This window comes from Microbacterium sp. NPDC057659 (assembly GCF_042799915.1).
Taxonomy (GTDB): Bacteria; Actinomycetota; Actinomycetes; order Actinomycetales; family Microbacteriaceae; genus Microbacterium.
The window spans coordinates 239,770-263,284 of the sequence record NZ_JBHVHU010000003.1; the positions used below are offsets into that span (position 1 = coordinate 239,770).

At 69.6% G+C, this 23,515-nt stretch carries 22 protein-coding genes and 1 tRNA gene; 17 read left to right on the top strand and 6 right to left on the bottom strand.

Translation table 11 applies throughout. From position 1 onward, the window contains the following. The first annotated feature begins 6 nt into the window (after positions 1–6). From ACFVAE_RS15835 to ACFVAE_RS15870, 8 genes are all read left to right on the top strand, one after another. Entirely contained in the window at positions 7–1,188 is a 1,182-nt protein-coding gene (locus ACFVAE_RS15835) for a sensor histidine kinase (RefSeq protein WP_378894158.1), read from the top strand. Then, the gene (locus ACFVAE_RS15840) at positions 1,185–1,799 is read left to right on the top strand and encodes a response regulator (protein WP_378859527.1); all 615 of its coding nucleotides are present in this window, start codon (positions 1,185–1,187) and stop codon (positions 1,797–1,799) included. Before ACFVAE_RS15835 ends, ACFVAE_RS15840 begins: the two co-directional genes overlap by 4 nt. Before the next feature lie 75 nt (positions 1,800–1,874). Then, positions 1,875–3,161 (top strand): aspartate kinase, encoded by a 1,287-nt coding sequence (locus ACFVAE_RS15845; RefSeq protein WP_378894161.1) that lies wholly within the window; start codon positions 1,875–1,877, stop codon positions 3,159–3,161. A 138-nt stretch (positions 3,162–3,299) separates the two neighbouring features. Continuing rightward, entirely contained in the window at positions 3,300–4,373 is a 1,074-nt protein-coding gene (locus ACFVAE_RS15850) for an aspartate-semialdehyde dehydrogenase (protein WP_378894163.1), read from the top strand. A 108-nt stretch (positions 4,374–4,481) separates the two neighbouring features. Then, the gene (gene mqo, locus ACFVAE_RS15855; RefSeq protein ID WP_378894165.1) at positions 4,482–5,939 is read left to right on the top strand and encodes a malate dehydrogenase (quinone); all 1,458 of its coding nucleotides are present in this window, start codon (positions 4,482–4,484) and stop codon (positions 5,937–5,939) included. Positions 5,940–5,948: 9 nt separating this feature from the next. Continuing rightward, positions 5,949–6,575, top strand: a complete 627-nt coding sequence (locus tag ACFVAE_RS15860) for a thymidine kinase (RefSeq protein WP_378894167.1) — start codon at positions 5,949–5,951, stop codon at positions 6,573–6,575. A 279-nt stretch (positions 6,576–6,854) separates the two neighbouring features. Then, positions 6,855–7,586 (top strand): FadR/GntR family transcriptional regulator, encoded by a 732-nt coding sequence (locus ACFVAE_RS15865; protein ID WP_378894169.1) that lies wholly within the window; start codon positions 6,855–6,857, stop codon positions 7,584–7,586. Between the two features lie 11 nt (positions 7,587–7,597). Beyond that, positions 7,598–8,854: an alpha-hydroxy-acid oxidizing protein gene (locus ACFVAE_RS15870; RefSeq protein ID WP_378894171.1), complete on the top strand. Its 1,257-nt coding sequence runs from the start codon at positions 7,598–7,600 to the stop codon at positions 8,852–8,854. A 125-nt stretch (positions 8,855–8,979) separates the two neighbouring features. On the opposite strand, the gene ACFVAE_RS15875 is transcribed toward ACFVAE_RS15870, so the two are convergent. From ACFVAE_RS15875 to ACFVAE_RS15895, 5 genes are all read right to left on the bottom strand, one after another. Continuing rightward, positions 8,980–9,735 carry an HAD-IIB family hydrolase gene (locus ACFVAE_RS15875; protein WP_378894173.1) on the bottom strand — a complete coding sequence of 252 codons (756 nt, stop codon included), beginning with the start codon at positions 9,733–9,735 and terminating at the stop codon, positions 8,980–8,982. Further along, complete coding sequence (locus ACFVAE_RS15880) at positions 9,732–10,181, bottom strand: VanZ family protein (RefSeq protein WP_378894176.1); 450 nt, start codon at positions 10,179–10,181, stop codon at positions 9,732–9,734. The genes ACFVAE_RS15875 and ACFVAE_RS15880 overlap by 4 nt, the downstream gene beginning before the upstream one ends. 58 nt (positions 10,182–10,239) lie before the next feature. Next, a tRNA-Pro gene (locus ACFVAE_RS15885) sits at positions 10,240–10,316 on the bottom strand. Positions 10,317–10,335: 19 nt separating this feature from the next. Beyond that, the gene (locus ACFVAE_RS15890; protein ID WP_378894179.1) at positions 10,336–11,295 is read right to left on the bottom strand and encodes a metallophosphoesterase; all 960 of its coding nucleotides are present in this window, start codon (positions 11,293–11,295) and stop codon (positions 10,336–10,338) included. Continuing rightward, a complete protein-coding gene (locus ACFVAE_RS15895) occupies positions 11,292–13,910 on the bottom strand; it encodes a transglycosylase domain-containing protein (protein WP_378894182.1) in 2,619 nt (872 codons plus the stop codon). Before ACFVAE_RS15895 ends, ACFVAE_RS15890 begins: the two co-directional genes overlap by 4 nt. Positions 13,911–13,989: 79 nt before the next feature. Here ACFVAE_RS15895 and ACFVAE_RS15900 point away from each other — a divergent pair, with 79 nt between their 5' ends. Both ACFVAE_RS15900 and ACFVAE_RS15905 read left to right on the top strand, forming a co-directional pair. Continuing rightward, positions 13,990–14,208 carry a hypothetical protein gene (locus ACFVAE_RS15900; protein WP_378894185.1) on the top strand — a complete coding sequence of 73 codons (219 nt, stop codon included), beginning with the start codon at positions 13,990–13,992 and terminating at the stop codon, positions 14,206–14,208. Between the two features lie 4 nt (positions 14,209–14,212). After that, positions 14,213–14,671, top strand: a complete 459-nt coding sequence (locus tag ACFVAE_RS15905) for a RidA family protein (protein WP_378894188.1) — start codon at positions 14,213–14,215, stop codon at positions 14,669–14,671. Between the two features lie 75 nt (positions 14,672–14,746). On the opposite strand, the gene acs is transcribed toward ACFVAE_RS15905, so the two are convergent. Next, on the bottom strand, positions 14,747–16,717 hold the full coding sequence (gene acs / locus ACFVAE_RS15910; protein ID WP_378894190.1) for an acetate--CoA ligase: 1,971 nt from the start codon (positions 16,715–16,717) through the stop codon (positions 14,747–14,749). A 372-nt stretch (positions 16,718–17,089) separates the two neighbouring features. Here acs and ACFVAE_RS15915 point away from each other — a divergent pair, with 372 nt between their 5' ends. The 7 genes from ACFVAE_RS15915 to tmk all read left to right on the top strand — a co-directional run bounded on the left by ACFVAE_RS15915 (position 17,090) and on the right by tmk (position 23,511). After that, positions 17,090–18,091, top strand: coding sequence for a TadA family conjugal transfer-associated ATPase (locus ACFVAE_RS15915; protein ID WP_378894192.1), 1,002 nt, complete (start codon positions 17,090–17,092; stop codon positions 18,089–18,091). After that, on the top strand, positions 18,088–18,996 hold the full coding sequence (locus tag ACFVAE_RS15920; protein WP_378894195.1) for a type II secretion system F family protein: 909 nt from the start codon (positions 18,088–18,090) through the stop codon (positions 18,994–18,996). The genes ACFVAE_RS15915 and ACFVAE_RS15920 overlap by 4 nt, the downstream gene beginning before the upstream one ends. A 44-nt stretch (positions 18,997–19,040) precedes the next feature. Beyond that, positions 19,041–19,244 carry a DUF4244 domain-containing protein gene (locus ACFVAE_RS15925; RefSeq protein WP_378894198.1) on the top strand — a complete coding sequence of 68 codons (204 nt, stop codon included), beginning with the start codon at positions 19,041–19,043 and terminating at the stop codon, positions 19,242–19,244. Between the two features lie 41 nt (positions 19,245–19,285). Next, positions 19,286–19,597, top strand: a complete 312-nt coding sequence (locus tag ACFVAE_RS15930) for a TadE family type IV pilus minor pilin (protein WP_378894201.1) — start codon at positions 19,286–19,288, stop codon at positions 19,595–19,597. A 15-nt stretch (positions 19,598–19,612) separates the two neighbouring features. Continuing rightward, positions 19,613–19,942 (top strand): helicase, encoded by a 330-nt coding sequence (locus ACFVAE_RS15935; RefSeq protein WP_378894204.1) that lies wholly within the window; start codon positions 19,613–19,615, stop codon positions 19,940–19,942. A gap of 81 nt (positions 19,943–20,023) precedes the next feature. Further along, positions 20,024–22,894, top strand: coding sequence for a type I DNA topoisomerase (gene topA, locus ACFVAE_RS15940; protein WP_378894207.1), 2,871 nt, complete (start codon positions 20,024–20,026; stop codon positions 22,892–22,894). Next, positions 22,891–23,511: a dTMP kinase gene (gene tmk / locus ACFVAE_RS15945; RefSeq protein ID WP_378894209.1), complete on the top strand. Its 621-nt coding sequence runs from the start codon at positions 22,891–22,893 to the stop codon at positions 23,509–23,511. The genes topA and tmk overlap by 4 nt, the downstream gene beginning before the upstream one ends. Positions 23,512–23,515 lie beyond the last annotated feature (4 nt).

The following is a 23,515-nucleotide window of genomic DNA, read 5'->3' on the forward strand; positions in this document are numbered from 1 at the left end:
CGGAGGATGTCCGCCGCCGCATCCGTCTCGAGCCGCCATCGGATGCTGCGCACGGCACGCCTCGCGCTGCACCTGATCGCGGTCCTGCTCGCCGTGGTGACGACGCTCCGCGCGATCGCCGCCGGGCTCGCACCGCTGCCCGCGATCCTCGCCGCGATCGCGTTCCTCGGCTGGTACGGCGCCGGCGCCATCCTCATCCAGGGCCGTGGCGCGCGCTGGTGGCTGGGAGGGCTCACGGTGCTCTGGGGCGGGATGCTGGTGCTCTCACCCGAGTTCGTCTGGCTGGCCTTTCCGCTGCTGCTGCTCGCCGGGCACCTGATCCGCGGCCGCGCGGCATGGATCTATGCGGTGATCGTGATGGCCGGCGCAGTCGTCGCACCCCTGCTGCACCACACCGAGCTCACCTTCGCGCACATCGCCGGTCCCGTTCTCGGCGGCGGCTTCGCCCTCGCGATCTCGCTCGGCTACGACACGCTGCTGCGCGATGCGGGCGAGCGTGAGCGTCTGATCGCGTCGCTGCTGCAGGCGCAGGACGAGACCGCGGCACTGCAGGACGAGCTCGCCCGCACCCAGCACGAGGCCGGCGCCGCCAAGGAGCGCACCCGGCTCGCCCGCGACCTGCACGACACGATCGCGCAGGAGCTCAGCTCGGTCTCGCTGCTGGCCCGCACCGGCGAGACCGAGCGGATGCCGCAGATCGACGCCCTCGCGCAGCACTCCCTCGTCGAGCTTCGCCGCATCGTCGCATCCCTCGCGCCCGCCGAGCTGGAGGACTCCGCACTTGCCGGCGCGCTGGGCAGGATGCTCGACACGCTGCGTGCGGATGCCGCGATCGAGACCTTCCTGGAAGTCGCCGAGCCCATGCCGGCTCTGCCCACCGCCGTCGAGGTCGCCTTCCTGCGCGTGGCGCAGTCCGCGCTCGCGAACGTGCGTCAGCACTCCGGCGCGGCGCGCGTCGAGGTCGGGCTCCGCGCGGTGGACGGCTCCGTTCGTCTGGAGATCACGGATGACGGCCGCGGCTTCGACGCGGCATCCGACGGCAGGCCGGGGTCGTCCTACGGTCTGATCGCGATGCGCTCTCGGCTCGAGGAGCTCGGCGGCGAGCTCGTCATCGACAGCACGCCCGGCGAGGGCACCCGGCTGATCGCGTCCGTCCCGCTCACAGGCTCGGGGGAGCGGGAGTCATGAGCATCCGCATCCTTCTCGTCGACGACCATCCGATCGTGCGCGCGGGTCTGCGCGCGGTGATCGAGAGCCGCGGGTTCGAGGTCGTCGGCGAGGCGGCCACTGGCGAGGAGGCTCTCGTCGTGGCATCCGATCTGCGCCCCGACGTCGTGCTCTGCGATCTGCGACTGGGGGAGGGGATCGACGGGGTCGCCGTCACCGCGGCGCTGCAGGCGGCGCCCGAGCCGCCCGCCGTCATCATCCTCACCACCTTCGATCACGATGCGCAGATCGTCCGTGCCATCGAGGCCGGCGCCGCCGGCTACCTGCTCAAGGACGTCGACACCGACACGATCGCGAAGGCGATCACGGATGCCGCATCCGGCGGGCTCGTGGGAGGCCTGATCGACGACCGCCTGATCGGCGCGCTCCGCGCGCCGCGCGTCACACTGACCGCCCGCGAGCGGGAGGTGCTCGAACTCATCGACCAGGGCGCCGCGAACCGCGAGATCGCGACGAGGCTGTTCATCACCGAGGCCACCGTGAAGACGCACGTGGTGCACCTGCTCGAGAAGCTCGGGGTGTCCAGCCGCACCGCAGCCGCCGCCGAGGCCCGCCGACGCGGGCTGATCTGACACATACGTAATGAGGCATGAACCCGCTCCGTAGAATGTGCGTGGGCTGATCGCCCGCAATCCCAGGGAGTGAACGTGGCCCTCATCGTGCAGAAGTACGGCGGTTCGTCCGTCGCCGACGCCGACAGCATCAAGCGCGTAGCCAAGCGCATCGTCGACACCCGGCGTGCCGGGCACGACGTCGTCGTCGCCGTCAGCGCCATGGGCGACACCACCGACGAGCTTCTCGACCTCGCCCACGAGGTCGCCCCGATTCCCGCACCGCGCGAGCTCGACATGCTGCTGTCCAGCGGTGAGCGCATCTCGATGGCGCTGCTCGCGATGACCATCCACTCGATGGGCTTCGAGGCGCGGTCGTTCACCGGCAGCCAGGCCGGGATGATGACCGACTCGCACCACGGCAAGGCGCGCATCGTCGACGTCACGCCCGTGCGCGTGCGCGAGGCGCTCGACGAGGGCGCCATCGTCATCGTCGCCGGTTTCCAGGGCATCAACCGCGACACCCTCGACATCACCACGCTCGGCCGTGGCGGCTCCGACACGACCGCCGTCGCGCTCGCCGCCGCGCTGAGTGCCGACGTCTGCGAGATCTACAGCGACGTGGACGGCATCTTCACCGCCGACCCGCGCGTCATCCCCCAGGCGCGCAAGCTCGATCACGTCTCCAGCGAGGAGATGCTCGAGCTGGCCGCCAACGGCGCCAAGGTGCTGTACATCCGAGCCGTCGAGTACGCTCGGCGGCACCGCGTCCTGATCCACGCCCGTTCGACGTTCTCGACGGCCGAGGGCACCTACGTTCTGGGCGAGGGCATGAAGAACCCCCGCGAATCCGAGGGAGCAGCCATGGAAGAACCCATCGTCGCCGGCGTCGCCACCGACCTCAGCCAGGCCAAGATCACCGTATCCGGCGTTCCGGACGTGCCCGGCAAGGCCGCCGAGATCTTCACCGTCGTGGCCAAGTCGGGCGCGAACGTCGACATGATCGTGCAGAACGTGTCCGCGGCATCCACCGGCCGCACCGACATCTCGTTCACGCTCCCCAAGGCGGATGCCGCGGCGGCGCTGAAGGCGCTCGCCGCCGAGCGCCCAGTCATCGGCTTCGAGTCGCTGCAGCACGACGACCAGATCGGCAAGCTCTCGGTCGTCGGCGCTGGCATGCGCACCCACTCGGGCGTCTCCGCCATCCTGTTCGAGGCGCTCTCGACGGCCGGCATCAACATCGAGATGATCTCGACCTCCGAGATCCGCATCTCGGTCGTGCTGCGCGCCGACGAGCTCGCCGGTGCGGCCCGCGCGGTGCACACGGCCTACGGTCTCGACAGCGAGATCGAGGCCGTCGTGCACGCCGGCACCGGTCGCTGACCCGGGACGTCATCGACGGATCCCTGCCCGCGCGGGGCAGGGTAGACTCACCGCAACCCTGACATCGGCGCCGGGCGAAGCATCCGCGACCCGGGGCTGAGCCTGGCGTACCCGTCTCAACGCCAAGGACCCCCAGTAATGACCCGCATCTCCGATTCCGGATACTCCGTCGCCGTCGTCGGCGCCACCGGCCAGGTCGGCCGTGTGATGCGCGAGATCCTCGCCGAGCGCTCGTTCCCGATCCGCGAGCTGCGCCTGTTCGCCTCCGCCCGCTCCGCGGGCACCGCCATCGACTTCGGCGGCGTCGACGTCATCGTCGAGGACGTCGAGAAGGCGGATGCCACGGGCATCGACATCGCCCTGTTCTCGGCCGGCGCGACCGCCAGCCGCGCGTTCGCGCCGAAGTTCGCGGCATCCGGCGCGGTCGTCATCGACAACTCCAGTGCCTGGCGCAACGACCCCGAGGTTCCGCTGGTGGTCAGCGAAGTGAACCCGCACGCGATCGACGATCGCCCGCGCGGCATCATCGCCAACCCGAACTGCACCACGATGGCCGCCATGCCGGTGCTGAAGGCGCTGCACGCCGAGGCCGGCCTCGAGCGCCTGATCGTCTCCACCTACCAGGCGGTCTCCGGCTCGGGCATCGCCGGGGCCGAGGAACTGCTCGGCCAGGTGCAGGGCGTGCTCGCCCAGGGCGACACCCTGCGTCTGGTGCACGACGGCTCGGCCGTCGACTTCCCGCAGCCGGAGAAGTACATCGCCCCGATCGCGTTCGACGTCATCCCGTTCGCGGGCAACCTGGTCGACGACGGCGACAACGAGACCGACGAGGAGAAGAAGCTCCGCAACGAGAGCCGCAAGATCCTCGAACTGCCCGACCTCCGTGTCGCGGGCACCTGCGTGCGCGTGCCGGTCTTCACCGGGCACTCGCTGTCGATCCACGCCGAGTTCGGCGCCGACATCACGCCCGACCGTGCGCGTGAGGTGCTGGCATCCGCTCCCGGTGTATCTCTCGAAGAGGTGCCGACCCCGCTGCAGGCGGCGGGCAAGGACGACAGCTTCGTGGGTCGCATCCGCGCCGATCAGTCCGCTCCCGAGGGCAAGGGACTCGTGCTGTTCATCAGCAACGACAACCTGCGCAAGGGCGCCGCGCTGAACGCCGTGCAGATCGCCGAGCTGGTCGCCGAGCGCCTGGGCGCCCCGGTCGCCTGACCCTGTTCACGGAACGGCGAGCCCGCTCCGAGACATGGGGCCGTACGCCCCGTCTCGGCGCGGACTCGCCGATTCGAGCCCTGCGCGGGAGAAGCCTAGACTGGTTCGGTGACTGAATCCGTCGACGTCGTCCTGATCGGTGGTGGCATCATGAGTGCCACCCTGGGTACCCTGCTGCACGAGCTGCAGCCGGACTGGAAGATCGTCGCGTTCGAACGCCTCAGTGACGTCGCCGAGGAGAGCTCGAACGCCTGGAACAACGCCGGCACCGGTCACTCCGCGCTCTGCGAGCTGAACTACACGCCCCGCGGTGAGGACCGCCTGCTCGACTCGAGCAAGGCCATCAACATCAACGAGCAGTTCCAGCTCAGCCGTGAGCTGTGGTCGTCGTGGGTCAAGCGCGGCATCCTGGACGGGCCGAAGACGTTCATCAACTCGACCCCGCACATGACCTTCGTGCGCGGCGAGAACGACGTGCAGTACCTGCGTGAGCGCTACGCCCTGCTCAAGGACGAGCCGCTGTTCGCTGGCATGGAGTACAGCGAGGACTCCCGCGTCATCAACCAGTGGGCTCCGCTGCTGATGCAGCAGCGCCGCAAGGGCGAGCCGTTCGCCGCCACCCGCAGCGCCGCCGGTACCGACGTCGACTTCGGCGCGCTCACCCGTCAGCTCTTCGACCACCTCGAGGAGAGCGGCGTCGACGTCCGCACCAACACCGAGGTGCGCAAGCTGAAGCGCGAGAAGGACGGCTCCTGGCGCATCAAGTACCGCCGCACGCTCGGCCGCACCCCCGGCGACATCAAGGCGCGCTTCGTCTTCGTCGGCGCCGGCGGCTGGGCACTCAAGCTGCTGCAGGGCTCGGGCATCCCCGAGATCCGCGGCTACGGATGCTTCCCGATCGGCGGTCAGTGGCTGAAGACCTCCGACCCGAAGATCGTCGCCCAGCACAAGGCCAAGGTCTACTCACAGGCGCCCGTCGGTGCCCCGCCGATGTCGGTGCCGCACCTGGACACCCGCGTCGTCGACGGCGAGAGCAGCCTGCTGTTCGGCCCGTTCGCGACGTTCAGCCCGAAGTTCCTCAAGAACGGCGGCATGCTCGACATCGTCACCCAGGTGCGTCCGCACAACCTCGGCAGCATGCTCAAGGTGGCGTTCACCAACTTCGACCTGATCACCTACCTGGTCAGCGAGCTGCTGAAGACCCCGAAGAAGAAGGTCGCCACCCTGCGGCAGTTCATGCCGACCGCCGCCGACGGCGACTGGGAGCTGCTGCAGGCCGGGCAGCGCGCGCAGGTCATGCGCGACGGCAAACTGCAGTTCGGCACCGAGATCGTCGCCGCCGAAGACGGCTCGATCGCCGGGCTCCTCGGCGCCTCGCCGGGCGCATCGACGGCGCCGCCGATCATGCTGCAGCTGCTCAAGCGCTGCTTCCCGGAGCAGTACGCCGGATGGGAGCCGCAGCTGCGCGAGCTGGTGCCCACCCTGGGCACGAAGCTGAATGACGATCGCGAGACCGCCGACATGGCGATGAGCGCGACCGCGGCGGCACTCGACCTCACGGCCTGACCCGCGACCGTGGCGAAGCTCTACTTCCGCTACGGCGCGATGAACTCGGGCAAGTCGACGGCCCTGCTGCAGGCGGCGTACAACTACGAGGAGCGCGGCCAGCACGTGCTGCTCGCGAAGCCCGCGATCGACACCAAGGGCGCCTCGCAGATCGAGAGCAGGCTCGGCGTCACGCGCGAGGTCGACTTCCTGATCGGCGCGGATGACGACGCCCGTGCGCTGTTCGCCTGCGAACGGGAGCGGATCAGGCAGCAGGACGCCGCGACCCTGCTGCCGCAGCAGGTCGACGTGGCGTGCCTGCTGATCGACGAGGCGCAGTTCCTCTCGCCGGAGCAGATCGACGACCTGTTCCGGATCGCGGTGCTGGACGGCATCCCGGTGATGGCCTACGGCATCCGCAATGACTTCCTCACCCATGCGTTCCCCGGCTCCGCCCGGCTGCTCGCAATCGCGCACTCCCTGGAGGAGCTGAAGACGATCTGCCGCTGTGGACGCAAGGCCGTGTTCAACGGTCGCCTCGTCGACGGCCGCTTCGTGTTCGACGGCGACCAGGTGGCGATCGACGGCGCCGCCGTGACGTACGAGTCGCTGTGCGGCAACTGCTACCTCGAGGAGTCCGGGGGAGTGCTCGGCTAGCGCATGGGGAGCAAGTGCCCTCGACATGGCCGGGGCGCGCTATGGAGCGTTCCCTGTGCTCGCAACCCTTCGCCTCGCTGGCGCTCGCTCAGGACCCGCGGCCCATGCCGCTCCCGCTTCGCGGGTCCCTCCCCGATGCTCGTTCCGGGAACGCTCCTCCGCGCTCTGTGCGTGATCGGGTGCGCGTGCCGAGGAGTGAGGGTGCAGGGGAGGCTCATGCGCAGAGGTTGCGTGGTCTGACCACAGGGGATAGCCTGTGGTCAGACCACAGGAGGACGGATGCCGGAGCCCACTGCCGCGCGCGAATCGCAGCGCGCCTGGCGCACGGTGCTCGAGCGCGTCGAGCGCGACCTCGTCGAGGGGCGCCTCGGACCCGGCGACCGCCTGCCCTCGGAGCGCGACCTGTCGGCCGACCTCGGCGTCGGGCGCTCCAGCGTGCGCGAGGCGCTGCGTGTGCTCGAGGTGATGGGACTCATCCGCACGGCGACAGGCTCCGGCCCCCACGCCGGCGCGATCGTCATCGCCGCGCCCGCCGGGGGACTGCAGCAGCTGCTGCGGCTGCAGGTGGCCGCCCAGGGCTTCCCGATCGCCGACGTGGTGCAGACCCGCCTCGTGCTCGAGGGCGCCGTGGCGGCATCCCTCGCCGCATCCGACGCCCGCGACACGGCCGACGCGCACGCGCTGCTGGACGCGATGGACGACGAGGCGCTGCCCGCGCCGGAGTTCCTCGCGCTCGACGCGCAGCTGCACCTGTCCCTCGCCGAGGCATCCGGCAACGCGGTCATCGCGGCCATGATGGCGGGGCTGCGCACCGCCATCGAGTCGTACGTGCTGGAGGGTTCCGCTCGCATCGACGACTGGACAGGCATGGCTCAGCGCCTGCGCGACGAGCACCGCGCTCTGGTCGCGGCGATCGACGGCGGCGACACCGAGAGCGCTCGCATCCTCGTGCACGACCACATCATCGGCTACTACATCGCGGCGGGGCTCGTCCCCGACACCGCCCTCTGAAGGAGAACACCATGGTTCAGCGCCAGCTGCCCAAGCCTGCGGAGCTCTTCGAGCTGATGCAGTTCAAGAAGCCCGAGCTCGATGCCCGCAAGCGCCGCCTCGAGGCCGCGCTCACGATCTACGACCTGCGCACGATCGCCAAGCGCCGCACGCCGAAGGCCGCCTTCGACTACACCGACGGCGCCGCCGAGGGCGAGCTGTCGCTGGCCAGGGCCCGTCAGGCCTTCGAGGACGTGGAGTTCCACCCCGGCATCCTGAAGCCGGCGCCCGCGGTCGACACGAGCGTCGAGATCCTGGGCGGCCCGAGCGCTCTGCCGTTCGGCATCGCGCCGACTGGCTTCACCCGTCTCATGCAGACCGAGGGCGAGACCGCCGGTGCGGGCGCCGCCGCGGCTGCCGGCATCCCGTTCACCCTCTCCACGCTCGGCACGACCTCGATCGAGGGCGTGAAGGCGGCCAACCCGAAGGGTCGCAACTGGTTCCAGCTGTACGTCATGCGTGACCGTGAGATCTCCTACGAGCTCACCCGCCGCGCCGCCGCGGCCGGCTTCGACACGCTGCACTTCACCGTCGACACCCCGGTCGCCGGCGCACGTCTGCGCGACAAGCGCAACGGGTTCAGCATCCCGCCGCAGCTGACGCTGGGCACCGTGATCAACGCGATCCCGCGGCCGTGGTGGTGGATCGACTTCCTCACCACTCCGAAACTCGAGTTCGCGTCGCTCTCGACGACCGGTGGCACCGTCGGCGAGCTGCTGGATGCCGCGATGGACCCGACCATCAGCTACGCCGATCTGGATGTCATCCGTGATCTGTGGCCCGGCAAGATCGTCGTCAAGGGCGTGCAGAACGTCGAGGACTCGGTGCGGCTGAAGGACGCCGGGGTCGACGGCATCGTGCTCTCGAACCACGGCGGCCGGCAGCTCGACCGCGCGCCGATCCCGTTCCACCTGCTGCCGCAGGTGCGCAAGGCCGTCGGCGACGACTTCACGGTCATGGTCGACACCGGCATCATGAACGGCGCCGACATCGTCGCATCCGTCGCGCTGGGCGCCGATTTCACGCTGATCGGCCGTGCCTACCTGTACGGACTGATGGCCGGCGGACGGCAGGGCGTCGATCGCACGATCGCGATCCTGCGCACCGAGATCGAGCGCACGATGCGTCTGCTCGGCGTCTCGTCGCTCGCCGAGCTCGAGCCCTCGCACGTGACGCAGCTGACCCGGATGGTGCCGGTCTCACCGGCGGTCAACGCGCCGGTTCGCTGAGCGAGCGTCCTTCGTCACTTCGTCTCGCTTCGCTCGCTCAGTACGGCGCTCGTCGCTGCGCTCCTCGCTCGGGAACCGGACTGTCCGGACCCTGAGCGAGCGGAGCGAGACGAAGGGCGCGTCCGCTACAGCGTCTCGAGCAGTTCGTCGAGCTTCTCGGCGGTGTCCTCCCAGCCTTCCACGGCCACGCAGGGCACGCCGATCGCGAGCACGGGGTAGTCGTTGCCGCCCACGTCGAGGCGGTCGCCGTAGAACAGCATGTCGGTGAGCGGGATGCCGGTCAGCTCGGCCAGCTGGTTCATGCCGTAGGCCTTGTCGATGCCGGCGCGCGTGATGTCGATCGAGGTCGACCCTCCGGAGCGGACCTCCAGACCGGGCAGGCGCGCGGCGACAGCGTTGCGCAGAGCAGCGCGCTTGGCGCCATCCGGATCCCAGGCCGTCTTCGCGTCGCGCGGCGCGCGCTGACCGAGGGCGGAGAAGGTGATCTGCGAACCGCGGTCCTCGAGGATGTCGCCCCACGGCTCGGGCTCCCAGAGACTGAGGCGCTCGGCCTCCTCACGAAGCGCCAGCAGCGCGGCATCCCGCTCGTCGGCGCTCAGGTCATGCGCGTAGACCGGGGCGAAGTCGTCGCCGTCGTGGCGCAGGTAACGGGTGCCGCAGGTGGGCAGCAGGTGCAGCCGTGCCAGGTCCGCGGCATCCGTCTCGCCGAGCTGGGCGATCACCTGGGAGCGGAACTGCTCCTCGTTGCCGCCCGAGATGATGGCGACGTCGACGCGGTGCATCAGTGCGCGCAGGAGCGCGGCGATTCGGGGATCGATCGCGCCCTTCGAAGGGGCCAGCGTGTCGTCGAGGTCGAAGGCGACAAGGCGGGGCGTGGTCATCCCTCCAGCCTAGACGAGGGGGTCTGTCGCGGCCTGCGCAGGGCCCTCACGCCGAGCGTGACTGCCGCGCCGATCGTGGCGCCGAGGGAGTTCAGCACGAAGTCGCTGAGCGTCGCGGAGCGATGCGAGAGCGCCAGTCCCTGGACGATCTCGATGACCGCGGAGAGCGCAGGGCCGACGAGCAGCGCGATCGGCCAGCGAGGCAGCGGGACGAGCACAGCGGTGAGTACACCCACGGGGATGAATACCAGCACGTTCGCGATCTTCTCGAGCGCGGTGAAGTCGAGCCAGGTCCATCCGAGCGTGTGCCGTCCGAAGCGCAGCACCTCGTCCAGGGCGACCGGGAACCGGTCCTGCAACGGCCGCGGCGAGATCGTCAGCACCAGCAGGGCGACGACGAACACGATGCCGATGACGAGGACTGTCGTGACGGCTCGGCGGGACATGTGTCGAGCGTAGAGGGAAACGAAAAAGACCCGCCATCCGGCGGGTCTTTCTCAGTGCTGGTCGGGGTGACAGGATTTGAACCTGCGACCTCGTCGTCCCGAACGACGCGCGCTACCAAACTGCGCCACACCCCGTTTTTGCAACTGTTCGAGTCTACATGGAACCGGCGCTGTTACCGAATCGAGGGCGGGCGACCAGTGTCAGCAGCGAGGCCTCCGGCCGGCAGGCGAAGCGCACGGGCGCGTAGATCGACGTGCCGCATCCGGCGCTGACGTTCAGCGGCACCGAGCGACCGCCGTGCGACCACGTGCTCAGGCCCTTGGCCTGCTTCAGCGGGATGTCGCAGTTGGCGACGATCGTGCCGTAGCCGGGCAGGCATACCTGGCCGCCGTGCGTGTGGCCTGCGATCAGCATGTCCGCGCCCAGGTCGATGAACTCGTTCAGAACGCGCTGGTACGGCGCGTGCGCCACCCCGAGGACGGATGCGCCCGCATCCCGCGGCCCGAGGGCCGAGATCTTCTCCGGCAGCTCGTCCAGACGATCCCAGCCGCGGTGCGGGTCGTCGACGCCGAAGAAGTCGACGCTCTGACCAGCGACCGTCAGACGGGCCGCGGCGTTGTTGAGATCGGTCCAGCCCAGCTCGTCCGTGAAGAAGGCGTCCATGGCCGCAGTGTCGAGCAGCGGCGCCTTCGTGTGCCGCTTCGACGGACCCGTGAAGTACTTGAACGGGTTGCGCGGCGACGGCACATGCACGTCGTTCGAACCGTGCACGAAGACGCCCGGGATGCCCGCGAGCGGCGCGAACGCGTGGCGGATGCCGGTGAGACCGTCGACGTGCCCGAGGTTGTCGCCCGTGTTCACGACGAGGTCGGGCTCGAGCGCGGCGAGCGAGGCCAGCCACTGCTGCTTTCGGTGCTGCCACGGCGCCATGTGCGCATCCGACAGGTGCAGCACGCGGATCGGCGCGGAGCCGGGGGAGAGCACGGGCACGGTCGCGGTGCGCACCGTGAACAGGTAGCGCTCGATGCCGATGCCCCAGGTCGCCGCCGCGACGCCGACGGCCCCCACCGCGCCGAGCGCGATGAGGGCCGGGTGGGTGCTACGAGTGGTCAACGTCCGTTGCCCTTGTCGCACTGCAGCTTGATCCGCTGGTCGGGCTGCGCGGTCGATCCGCCCGGCGGATCCGTGTCGGAGACCTGCGAGTCGGGTTGGCACTTGCCGCCGCCCCAGTCGATGTTCGTGAAGCCGGCCTGGTTGAGCTCGATGATCGCCTCGGCGGCGGACTTGCCCTTCACATCCGGCACCTTCATGCCGGTCTGCGCCTGCTTGCCGGTGCTGGGCGAGATCGTCACCGTGGTCCCGGCTGCTACCTGGCCTGCACCGGGAGCCTGCGTCGCCACGACGCCGGCGGGCTGGTCGCTGTCCACGGCCGGACCCACGCTCACCCGGAATCCGGCATCCTCCAGCGTCTTCTTCGCGGTGTCGACCGGCATGCCGACGACGCTGGGCAGATCCTTGAGCACCTTGCGCGTGAGGTTCTGGTCAGGCTTCGGGAAGGCATCGCCGCCGTAGATCTCGTTGGCCGCGCCCTGGATCGCCCGTGCCATCGGGAATCGGATGTTGCTGAGCTGAGTGCCCTTCCACGAGTAGTTCCGCAGCGACTTGTCGCCGGTCACGTTTCCGACCCAGACGACGGTCGCGACCTTGGTGCTCGCCTCGGCGAGCATGGTGTGCGCCTTCTCGGCGGTACCGGTCTTGCCGATCAGCTGGGTGCCGTCATTCGGGTTGGCGTTGGAACCGGTGCCGTGGTCCATGACGCCGCGCAGGGCGTAGGCAGCGGTCGCGGCGATCTCGGGCGCGATCACCTGCGTGCAGGACTCCTTCGGCGGAGCGATCTCCTTGCCGTCCTGGCCGATCACCTTGTCGATCGCGCGGGGCTCGCAGAACTTGCCCTTGTTCGCGACGGTCGCGTAGGCGCCGGCGATCTGAAGCGGGGCGATGTTCTTCGAACCGAGCACCGAGGGGAACGGGTCGTTGGCACCGGGATTCTTCGCGTTGTCTTCCTTCGTCACGTCCCACCCGCTGCCGAGGTGCACGCCCATGCGCTTCGCGACGTTGTTGATATCGCAGAGGTTCAGCTGCTGCGCCATCGCCAGGAACCCGGTGTTCAGCGACGCGGCGGTGAAGCGCATCACGCTGCCGACGTAGCCGCCGAACTTGCCGGAGTTGTTGATCTTCTCCTTCTGCACGTACGGACCGCCACAGCCGTCGCGGTTGAAGGTGCCGAAGACGCGTGCCCGGCCGTCGAGGACCTCGTTGACGGAGTGGCCCTTCTCGAGCCAGTCGATCAGAGTGAAGAGCTTGTACGTCGAACCGACCTGGAAGCCGTTGCCGCCGCCATGCTTCTTGTCCGCCGCGAAGACCAGAGACGACTGGCCCTTGGCGAGTGAGGCATCCGCCGACTCGCTGAAGGTCGTGTTCTGCGCCATCGCGAGGATGCGCCCGGTGCTCGCCTCGACCGAGACGCCGGCTCCGCCGACGGTGATGCCGCCCATCGTCGGCGGCACGCGGTCGTGCACGGCCTGGATGGCGGCGCCCTGGAGGCGCATGTCGAGCGTGGTGTAGACCTTCATGCCGCCGCGCTTCAGGTTCGAGGCTCGCTCCTCCGGCGTGGCGCCGAAGGCGGGGTCGTCCTTGAGGATGGACTGCACGTACTTGCAGAAGTAGGCGTTGTTGCCCGCGGTACCGCAGCCCTGGGCGGTGTTCGAGAGCTTCGGCGTGACCGGTGTCGCCTTGGCGGCGTCGTACTGCGCCTTGGTGATCTGGCCGTTCTTGTACATGTTGCCGAGCACGTAGTCGCGACGGGTCTTCGTCGTCTGATAGCCGTCCTCGGCGCTGTTGTGCGCCTTGCCGTCCTTGTCGGTCCAGGTGCCCTTGGGGCGGTCGATGCGCAGCGAGTTCGGCTCCTGCACCATGCCGGCCAGCGTCGCCGCCTGCTCCAGAGTGACCTTCGACGCCGACGTGCTGAAGTAGCGCTGCGCCGCGGCCTCGATGCCGTAGGTGGTGCCGCCGAAGTTCGACACGTTCAGGTACCCGAGCAGGATGTCGTTCTTCGAGTAGTCCTTCTCGACCTGCAGCGCGTAGCGCATCTCCTGCAGCTTGCGCTCGATGCCCGCCGAGCCCTTCGCCGTCGCGGCCTCGTTGTAGCAGGCCAGCATCTTGGCCTCATACTGCTTGTCGTCCGAGGGAACGTCCTGCTCGCACTGCTGGATGAGCACGTTCTTGACGTACTGCTGGGTGATCGTCGAAGCACCGCGCGACGAGGTGCCCTTGAAGTTGTCGACCGCGGCCTTCACCGTCGACAGCAGGTTCACGCCGCCGTGCTCGTAGAAGTTCTTGTCCTCACTGGACAGCAGCGCGTCCACCAGCGTCGGTGAGAGCTGGCTGAACGTGACCGGTACGCGGTTCTGCTCGTAGAACGTGGCCAGCTTCGACGGTCGGCCGTTCGTGCCGGTGGCGTAGATCGTCGTGGGAGCCATCGGGTCGGACGGCTTCAGATAGCTCGGCAGCTCTTCGAAAAGGGTCAGCGCCTGCGAGCCGGTGTAACCGGCCATGGCGATGGCAGGGGTGACCGTCGCAGTGACCAGGAGGCCGGCGACCGCGCTCAGGCCGACCAGGCCGAGCAGTCCGCCGAGCACACCCTTCACCGTGCGTTTCGTTTGGGGCATACGCTTGATCGTAGGGGAGTTCCCTGAATAACAGCCCGAATGCCAGGCCGCTGCAGGCCTGCTGACGCACAGGAGTGCCATGACGACGTGGGAGTATCTGACCACCCCGCTGCTGATCCACAACACGGCGGCGATCCTGAACAACTGGGGCAAGCAGGGCTGGGAACTCGTGCAGGTCGTCACCGGCCCCGAGGGCGGTCTGGTGGCCTACTTCAAGCGCCCCGTCCAGGAGGCCGCGACCGAGAACGCAGGCCTCGCAGCCGCGGCCGAGGCCGCCCGCCAGTTCGAAGGGAACTGATCCGATGAGCACCACCGCACGCCTCGCCGAGCTCGGTATCGAGCTGCCGGCCGTCGCCGCGCCCGTTGCCGCCTACGTGCCCGCCACTGTGCACGGCGATGTCGTCTACACCTCGGGCCAGCTGCCGTTCGAGAACGGCGCGCTCCCCGCCACCGGCAAGGTCGGCGCCGGCGTCGACGCCGAGGATGCCAAGCGCTACGCCCGCACGTGCGCGCTCAACGCTCTCGCCGCTGCTGCAGCCGCCGTCGGCGGTGCCGACCGGATCATCGGCGTGCTGCGCGTGGGTGCGTTCGTGGCATCCGATCCGTCCTTCACCGGACAGCCCGGTGTCGCGAACGGCGCCAGTGAGGTGCTGGGCGAGATCTTCGGCGATGCGGGCGTGCACGTCCGCGCCGCCGTCGGAGTCTCGGTGCTGCCGCTGGACGCGCCGGTCGAGGTCGAGGTCGCATTCCTGCTCGGCTGAACACTCCAGAGATGGAAAAGGCTGGTCCCGGATGCCGGGGACCAGCCTTTTCCATCTCTGTGATGAAGCTCCGGCCTACTTGACCTGTGCCGAGATGATGCTCATCACCGCGGTGTCGGCCAGCGTCGTGGTGTCGCCGACCTCGCGGCCCTCGGCGACGTCGCGCAGCAGACGGCGCATGATCTTGCCGGAGCGCGTCTTCGGCAGCTCGCCGACGATGTAGACGTCCCGCGGTCGGGCGATCGGGCCGATCTGCTCTCCGACCCAGCCGCGCAGCTGCGTGGCGAGGCCCTCGGGAGTGTGCTCCGCGAGGAAGCTCTCCTTGAGGATCACGAACGCGACCACGGCCTGGCCGGTGGTCTCGTCCGAGGCGCCGACGACGGCGGCCTCGGCCGTGGCCTCGTGGGCGACCAGCGACGACTCGATCTCGGCGGTGGAGAGGCGGTGACCCGAGACGTTCATGACGTCGTCGACTCGGCCCAGCAGCCACAGGTCGCCGTCCTCGTCGAGGCGGGCGCCGTCACCGGCGAAGTAGAAGCCCTGCTCCTCGAACTTCTCCCAGTAGGTCTCCTTGAAGCGCTCCGGGTCGCCCCAGACGCCGCGCAGCATGGCCGGCCACGGCTTGGTGATCGCGAGCAGGCCTCCGTTGCCGGACTCGACCTCCTTGCCCTGCTCGTCGACGACGTCGATCGAGATGCCGGGCAGCGGAACCTGGGCCGAGCCGGGCTTCGCCGCGGTGATGCCCGGCAGCGGGGACACCATGATGCCGCCGGTCTCGGTCTGCCACCAGGTGTCGACGATCGGGGCCTTGCCACCGCCGATGACCTCGCGATACCACATCCACGCCTCCGGGTTGATGGGCTCGCCGACCGAGCCGAGCAGGCGCAGGCTGGACAGGTCGAACTCGTTCGGCACCTGACGGCCGATCTTCATGAAGGAGCGGATGGCGGTCGGCGCCGTGTACAGGATGGTGACGCCGTACTTCTGGACGAGCTCCCACCAGCGCCCGGGGTGCGGGGTCTCCGGGGTGCCCTCGTACATGAGCTGGGTGGCGCCGTTGGCGAGCGGGCCGTAGGTGACGTAGGAGTGGCCGGTGATCCAGCCGATGTCGGCGGTGCACCAGTACACGTCGGTCTCGGGGTGCAGGTCGAACACGTACTTGTGGGTGTACGCGGCCTGGGTCAGATAGCCGCCCGAGGTGTGCAGGATGCCCTTCGGCTTCCCCGTCGTCCCCGAGGTGTAGAGGATGAAGAGGGGCGTCTCGGCCTCGAACGCCTGCGCCTCGTGGTCGGCGGATGCCGCGGGCACCACGTCGTGCCACCAGATGTCGCGGCCCTCGACCCAGTCGACCTCGTTGCCGCCGCGCTTGACGACCAGCACGTGCTCGACGGTCTGCTGCTCGCCCTCGCCGTTGCGGTCGGCCAGAGACAGGTCCACGGCCGGCTTCAGAGCCGACACCTTGCCCTTGCGGTAGCCGCCGTCCGCGGTGATGACGAGCTTCGCGCCGGCGTCGTCGATGCGAGACCGCAGGCTGTCGGCGCTGAATCCGCCGAAGACGACGGAGTGGATGGCGCCGAGACGGGCGACGGCCAGCATCGAGATGACGGCCTCGGGGATCATCGGCAGGTAGATCGCGACGCGATCGCCGTGCCCCACTCCGAGGTCGGCCAGCACGTTCGCCGTGCGCTTGACCTCATCGGTCAGCTCGGCGTAGGTGATGCTGCGGGAATCGCCCGGCTCGCCTTCCCAGTGGATGGCGACGCGGTCGCCGATGCCCGCCTCGACGTGACGGTCCAGGCAGTTGTACGCGACGTTGAGCTCGCCGTCATCGAACCACTTCGCGAACGGCGGGTTGGTCCAGTCCAGAACCTCGGTGAAGGGCTTGTGCCAGTGCAGCAGCTCTCGGGCCTGCTCGCCCCAGAATCCCTCGCGGTCCGCGGCCGCACGCTCGTACAGGGCGGGGTCGTCGATGCTCTGTGCGACGAACTCGGGCGAGGGCGGGAACTGCCGGGACTCGTTGAGAAGATGATCGATCTGGCTGCTCATGGGCGCTCGCTCCTTTGCGCGGATGGGGGCCATGCAGGGACATGACCGTGACACGGCGAATCTATCCTCGGCGTCCGGCCGGGCATACTGCCGAAAGTCAGTAGTGCGTGTGCGTTTTGTGAGGACGCCTACCTTGCGTACACTCTTGCTCAGCCGTAATCGTATTCCGGCTTTCGCGCGCCCGACACCCCCCGATTCGGTGGCGCGCGCTGGGCGGCATCTCATTCCCCCCGTGAGATGCCGCCCACTTTTTGGGAGCGCTCCCGCGCTGGTCGCGACAGCGGTTCTCCACAATCGTGTTCTGCGATCTCTTCTGCACAGGGCGTGTGTTCGCGGCGCTCCGCCCCTCGGCCCGCCTTCTAGCGTCGGGGCATGACCGATCCGTTCGTGCTCCGTCCCCGCCGCGCGCCGGACACCGCAGAGGACCGCAGCACGCCGCTGCAGGTGGACCCGGCTTTCGGCGCGCTGGCCGAGCACTGTGCCGACGAGAGGGTCACCGACATCTTCGTGAACGGTGCCGGCGGGCTCTTCGTCGACCGTGGTCACGGCACGGAGCGCGTGCCGGAGTGGAGGGCGTCCGAGCGCGAGGTGCGCGATCTGGCCGTCGCGCTGGTCGGTCTCGGAGGTCGTCACCTGGACGATCGAGCACCCTGCGTCGACGTGCGCCTCGACTCCGGCATCCGTGTGCATGCCGTGCTCGCACCCGTGTCGACCTCGGGCACCGCGCTCTCGATCCGCGTGCCGAGGGTGCGCGCGGCCGACCTGGGTGCACTCGCGACGCTGGGTGCGTTCGACGCCGCGCAGCACGCCTGGCTGCGGACGCTCGTCGCGGAGCGCGCCAACGTGCTCATCACCGGCGGCACGGGCACGGGCAAGACGACCCTGCTTTCGGCGATGCTGGCCGCCGTCCCCGACGGCGAGCGCATCGTGACGATCGAGGACGTCGCCGAGCTGCGGCCGCCGCATCCGCACCACGTCGCGCTGGAGGCGCGGCAGGCGAATCTCGAGGGAGCCGGGCGGATCACCCTCGCGATGCTGGTACGCGAATCGCTGCGGATGCGGCCGGACCGGCTCGTCGTGGGGGAGTGCCGCGGTGAGGAGGTCCGCGATCTGCTCACCGCCCTGAACACCGGTCACGACGGCGGCGCCGGCACCCTGCATGCGAGCGGCCTCGCCGACGTGCCGGCCCGGCTGGAGGCGCTCGGCGCGCTCGCCGGGATGGATGCCCCGGCGCTGGCGCGCCAGGTCGTCAGCGCCTTCACCGTGGTGGTGCATCTCGCGCGGCGTCCGGACGGCACCAGGCAGATCGTGCAGACGGGCCGGTTCGTTCTCGACGGCGAACGGCTCGGTATCGAGGAGGTGCAGCCGTGGTGAGCCTACGGCGCGGGTCGCACGCGAAGGCGGATGCCGGAGTCGAGGCGGCTCAGGCGGCCGCCGCCGTGCGCACTCTGGCGGTGCTGCTGCAGGCCGGTGCCCGTCCGATGACGGCATGGCGGCACCTGGCCGAGTCGGGGGACCCCCATGCCGAGCGCGTCGTGGCGGGCTGCGATCAGGGCGGCGAGCTGGTGACCGAGATCGCCGCACAGGGCGGTGCCTGGGCTGACGTGGCCGCCGCGTGGGAGATCGCCACGACGGTGGGGGCGCCCCTGGCCGACGTGCTGAGGTCGCTGGCAGAGTCGCTGCAGGATGCCGCCACAGCGGCCGACGACGTGCGGATCGCGCTCGCCGAGCCCACCGGCACCGCGCGGCTGCTGCTCTGGCTGCCGTTCGCCGGCCTGCTGCTCGGGTTCGCGCTCGGCTTCGACACGCTCGGCGTGCTGGTGACGAACCCGTTCGGTGCGGGGTGCGTGATCGCCGGGGTGCTGCTGGTCCTGGCCGCGCGAGGGTGGACGTCCGCACTCGTACGAAGGGCGCAGCCGGCTGCCGGCACACCGGGGATGCACGCCGAACTGATGTCGGTCGCCCTCGCGGGCGGCGCGGCGATCCCGCGCGCTCTGCAGCTGGTGGAGCGCAGCCCCGCCTCCCTCGGCGACGACGCCGATCGCACAGCCTCGGTGCTGGAGCTGTCCCGCTCGGCCGGCGTGCCCGCCGGAGAGTTGCTGCGGGCGTCCGCCTCCCAGCAGCGGCAGGAGGCCCGCGTGCAGGGCCGACTGCGCGCTGCGCGACTGTCGTCACGCCTGTTGCTGCCCCTGGGCGCCTGCACGCTGCCCGCGTTCCTGCTGCTCGGGGTCGCTCCGCTCATGCTCAGTGTGCTCGCCTCGACGCCGCTGCCGATCTGAACGTGCGGGCGCATCCGATGCCCGCCAGGAGAGAGAAGAAGGAAATGAACGAGAACCCGATTCCCGAACTGACCCGGCGCCGGGCCGCGTCGCTGTTCACCGACGAGTCCGGCGCGGCGACCGCGGAGTACGCGATCACCACGATGGCCGCCGTGGCCTTCGCCGGCCTGCTGGTCGTCATCATGAAATCCGACGAGGTGCGCGGCATCCTCACCGATCTCGTCCGCCGGGCGCTCACGGTGTCGTGATGCGATCGCGCGGGCGGCGGAGGTCGGACGAGACGGGATCGGTGGCGGCGGAGCTCGCCGTCGCCGTCCCCGCCGTGCTCCTGGTCATGATGCTGGGCGTCGGCGCGCTCGCCGCCGCCGCCCGCCAGGTCTCGCTGCAGGATGCCGCGGCCGATGCCGCACGGCTGCTCGGCCGCGGCGAGAGCACCGATCGCGCCTTCGGCACCGTCAGTGCCGCCGTCGACGGTGCGGGGGCGGCATCCGAGCAGCGCGGCGACCTGATCTGCGTGACGGCGACCGCGGAGCTCTCGGTCGGCCGAGTGATCTCGGTGCCGCTGCGCGCCTCGAGCTGCGCGCTCTCGGGCGGGCTGTGAAGAAGGGACACGACCATGGCAGGAACGGCCTTCGCGACCGGGGTGCTCGCGGTCACCGCGACACTCGCCCTCGGCCTCGCAGCCGTGGGCGGAGCATCCGTCACCGCACAGCGGACCGCGGCCGCCGCGGACGCCGCTGCGCTCGCCGCCGCCGACACCGCATCCGGCGCCGTGCCCTCCGCCGACGACCCCTGCGTCGTCGCGGAGCGGGTGGCCGCGGCGGCTGGTGCTTCTCTCACAGAGTGCTCGGTCGACGGGCTGGTGGCGACGGTCCAGGTCCGGGCGGCGTACGCTGGTCTCGCCGCCGTCTCCCGGGCCCGCGCAGGGCCACCCGACGGGACGTGACTGCGGAACATCCCCTCATCGACGCTGTGTTCACGACACGAACGCGGTGTGTATGGTGTGCTTCGAAGAAAGGACGCACCCTTGGCTGAAGGCAAGAAGCTCGTCATCGTCGAGTCCCCGACGAAGATGCGGTCTATTCAGGGATACCTCGGCGACGGCTACGAGGTGCTCAGCTCGGTGGGTCACATCCGCGACCTCGCCGACAAGAAGGACATCCCGGCTGCGGACAAGCAGGCGTACGGAAAGTACTCGATCGACGTCGACCACGGCTTCGACCCGTACTACGTCGTCTCGGATCGCAAGACCAAGACCGTGGCCGAGCTCAAGCGCGCCCTGAAGTCCGCGGACGAGCTCCTGCTCGCCACTGATGAGGACCGCGAGGGCGAGGCCATCGCGTGGCACCTGCTCGAGACTCTCAAGCCCAAGGTGCCCGTCAAGCGGATGGTCTTCCACGAGATCACCAAGGACGCCATCCAGGCCGCCGTCGGCAAGACGCGTGAGCTCGATCTCGCGCTCGTCGACGCCCAGGAGACCCGTCGCATCCTCGACCGTCTGTACGGTTGGGACGTCTCGCCGGTGCTCTGGTACAAGGTCAAGACGGGCCTGTCGGCCGGCCGGGTGCAGTCCGCCGCCACCCGCATGATCGTCGACCGGGAACGCGAGCGCATGGCGTTCACCTCCGCCGAGTACTGGGACGTCGAGTCGACCGCATTCGTGTCGGTCCCTGAGCGAGCGCAGCGAGACGAAGGGTTCCGCGTGCGCCTGGTGCGCGTCGACGGCGGCCAGCTCGCCCGCGGCACTGATTTCGACGACACCGGAAAGCTGAAGAAGGCGGTCGTCGTCCTCAGCGAGAAGCAGGCCGCCGAGATCGCCGCCGCCGTGGACGCCGCGGCCCGCGCGACCGTCACCAAGGTCGAGGCCAAGCCCGGCACCCGCAGCCCGTACGCCCCGTTCACCACCTCCACCATGCAGCAGGAGGCCGGACGCAAGCTCTCGATGAGCGCGAAGCAGGCGATGAGCACAGCCCAGCGTCTGTACGAGAAGGGCTACATCACCTATATGCGCACCGACTCGGTCGCGCTGAGCACGCAGGCCATCCAGGCCGCGCGCAACCAGGCCGTCGCGCTGTACGGCGACGCCGCAGTGCCGCTGAAGCCGCGCGTGTACAAGTCGAAGAGCAAGAACGCGCAGGAGGCGCACGAGGCGATCCGCCCCTCCGGCGAGACGTTCCGCACACCGGCATCCGTCTCCTCGCAGCTGGATCGCGACGAGCAGCGACTCTACGACCTGATCTGGAAGCGCACCGTCGCCAGCCAGATGTCCGATGCGAAGTACGAGACGACCACGGTCACACTCGAGGCCGATGCCGCCGGCAAGCGCGTCGAGTTCACCGCATCCGGCACGGTCTACACCTTCAAGGGCTTCCTCGAGGCCTACGAGGAGGGCCGCGACGAGAAGCGCAACTCGCAGGACGCCGCCGAGAACCAGTCGTTGCCGGCCGTGGCCGTCGGCGACGCACTCGGCATGGCTGAGTCCGAGGCCAAGGGCCACCGCACCAGCCCCAAGCCGCGCTACACCGAGGCATCCCTCGTGAAGGCGCTCGAGGAGCACGGCATCGGCCGCCCGTCGACGTTCGCCAGCATCATCGGCACCGTCATCGACCGCGGCTACGCGACCAAGCGCGGACAGGCTCTCGTGCCGACCTGGATGGCGTTCAGCGTGGTGCGACTGCTCGAGCAGCACTTCGCCGAGCTGATCGACTACGACTTCACCGCGGCCCTCGAGGACGACCTCGACGCGATCGCCCGCGGCGAGCAGAACCGCAACGAGTGGCTGAACTCGTTCTACTTCGGCTCGGACGCACATGTCGGCCTCCGGCAGGTCGTCGACAACCTCGGCGAGATCGACGCGCGTGCGCTGAACTCCACGCCGATCGCCGAGAACGTCACGCTGCGGTTCGGCAAGTACGGGCCCTACCTCGAGGTCGCAGACCCAGCGAACCCGGAGGCGAAGCCGCGCATCGTGAACGTCCCGGAGGATCTCGCACCGGACGAGCTCACCGCCGCGAAGGCGAAGGAACTCGTGGATGCGCCGGTCGCGGGCGACCGCGTACTGGGGGAGAACCCCGAGAACGGCAAGATCATCGTCGTCAAGGACGGCCGGTTCGGTCCTTACGTGCAGGAGAACGACCCGGTCACCGAGGATGCCGCGGTCGACGCCGCCACGGGCGAGGTCGTCGAAGTGAAGCCGAAGAAGAAGGCCAAGAAGGATGCCGCGCCGAAGCCGCGCACCGGGTCGCTGTTCCGGTCCATGTCGGTCGACACCATCGACCTCGACACCGCGCTGAAGCTGCTGAGCCTGCCGCGCGTCGTCGGTGTCGACGCCGAATCCGGAGAAGAGATCACGGCCCAGAACGGCCGCTACGGCCCGTACCTGAAGAAGGGTGCCGACTCGCGCTCGCTGGAGAACGAGCAGCAGATCTTCGATATCACCCTGGATCAGGCGCTGGCGATCTACGCGCAGCCGAAGTACGGTGCCGGTTCACGCCGTGCGTCCAGCGCGATCGCCGAGTTCGAGGCCGACCCGGTCAGCGGCAAGCCGATCCGCATCCGCGACGGCCGGTTCGGCCCGTACGTCACCGACGGCGAGACGAACGTCACGATCCCGCGCGGCCAGCAGCCGACCGACATCACGTTCGAGACCGCCGTGCAGATGCTCGCCGACAAGCGCGCCAAGGGGCCGGCCCCGAAGCGCGGTGCGAAGAAGGCCCCGGCGAAGAAGGCGCCCGCGAAGAAGCCTGCTGCGAAGAAGGCGCCCGCCAAGCGCCGTATTGAGCGAGCGGAGCGAGACGAAGTGACGGATGCCGAGAAGGCGGCGGCCCGCTCGGCGGCGGCCAAGAAAGCCGCTGCGACGCGCGCCGCGAACGCGGCGAAGAAGAAGGCAGGTTCGTGACCTCCGGACTCTGGATCACGTTCGAGGGCGGCGACGGCTCGGGGAAGACCACCCAGTCCGAACTGCTGTCGACCTGGCTCGGCGCGGGCGGACGCAGCGTGCTGCACACCCGCGAGCCCGGCGGTTCCGAGGTGGGCCGGCTGATCCGCGACATCGTGCTGCACCACCGCGGCGACATCGCCCCGCGTGCCGAGGCGCTGCTGTATGCGGCCGACCGCGCGCACCACGTCGCGACGGTCGTCCGCCCGGCGCTGGCTCGCGGCGAGGTCGTCATCCAGGATCGGTACCTCGACTCCTCCGTCGCCTACCAGGGCGCCGGCCGGGTGCTCGACGGCACCGAGGTGCGCGACCTGTCGCTGTGGGCGGCCGAGGGCGCACTGCCCGACCTCACCGTGCTGCTCGACCTCGACCCGGCCGCTGCCCGCCTGCGGCTGGACGCCGACGACAAGCCGTTCGACCGGCTGGAGGCGGAGAAAGAGGAGTTCCACGCCCGGGTGCGCGAGGCGTACCTGAGCCTTGCCGCGGCCGAGCCGGAGCGCTTCCTCGTGGTCGATGCGGCGCTTCCCGCGCACGAGATCGCCGCGCAGGTCCGCGACCGCGTCGAGCCCCTGCTCTGAGCGG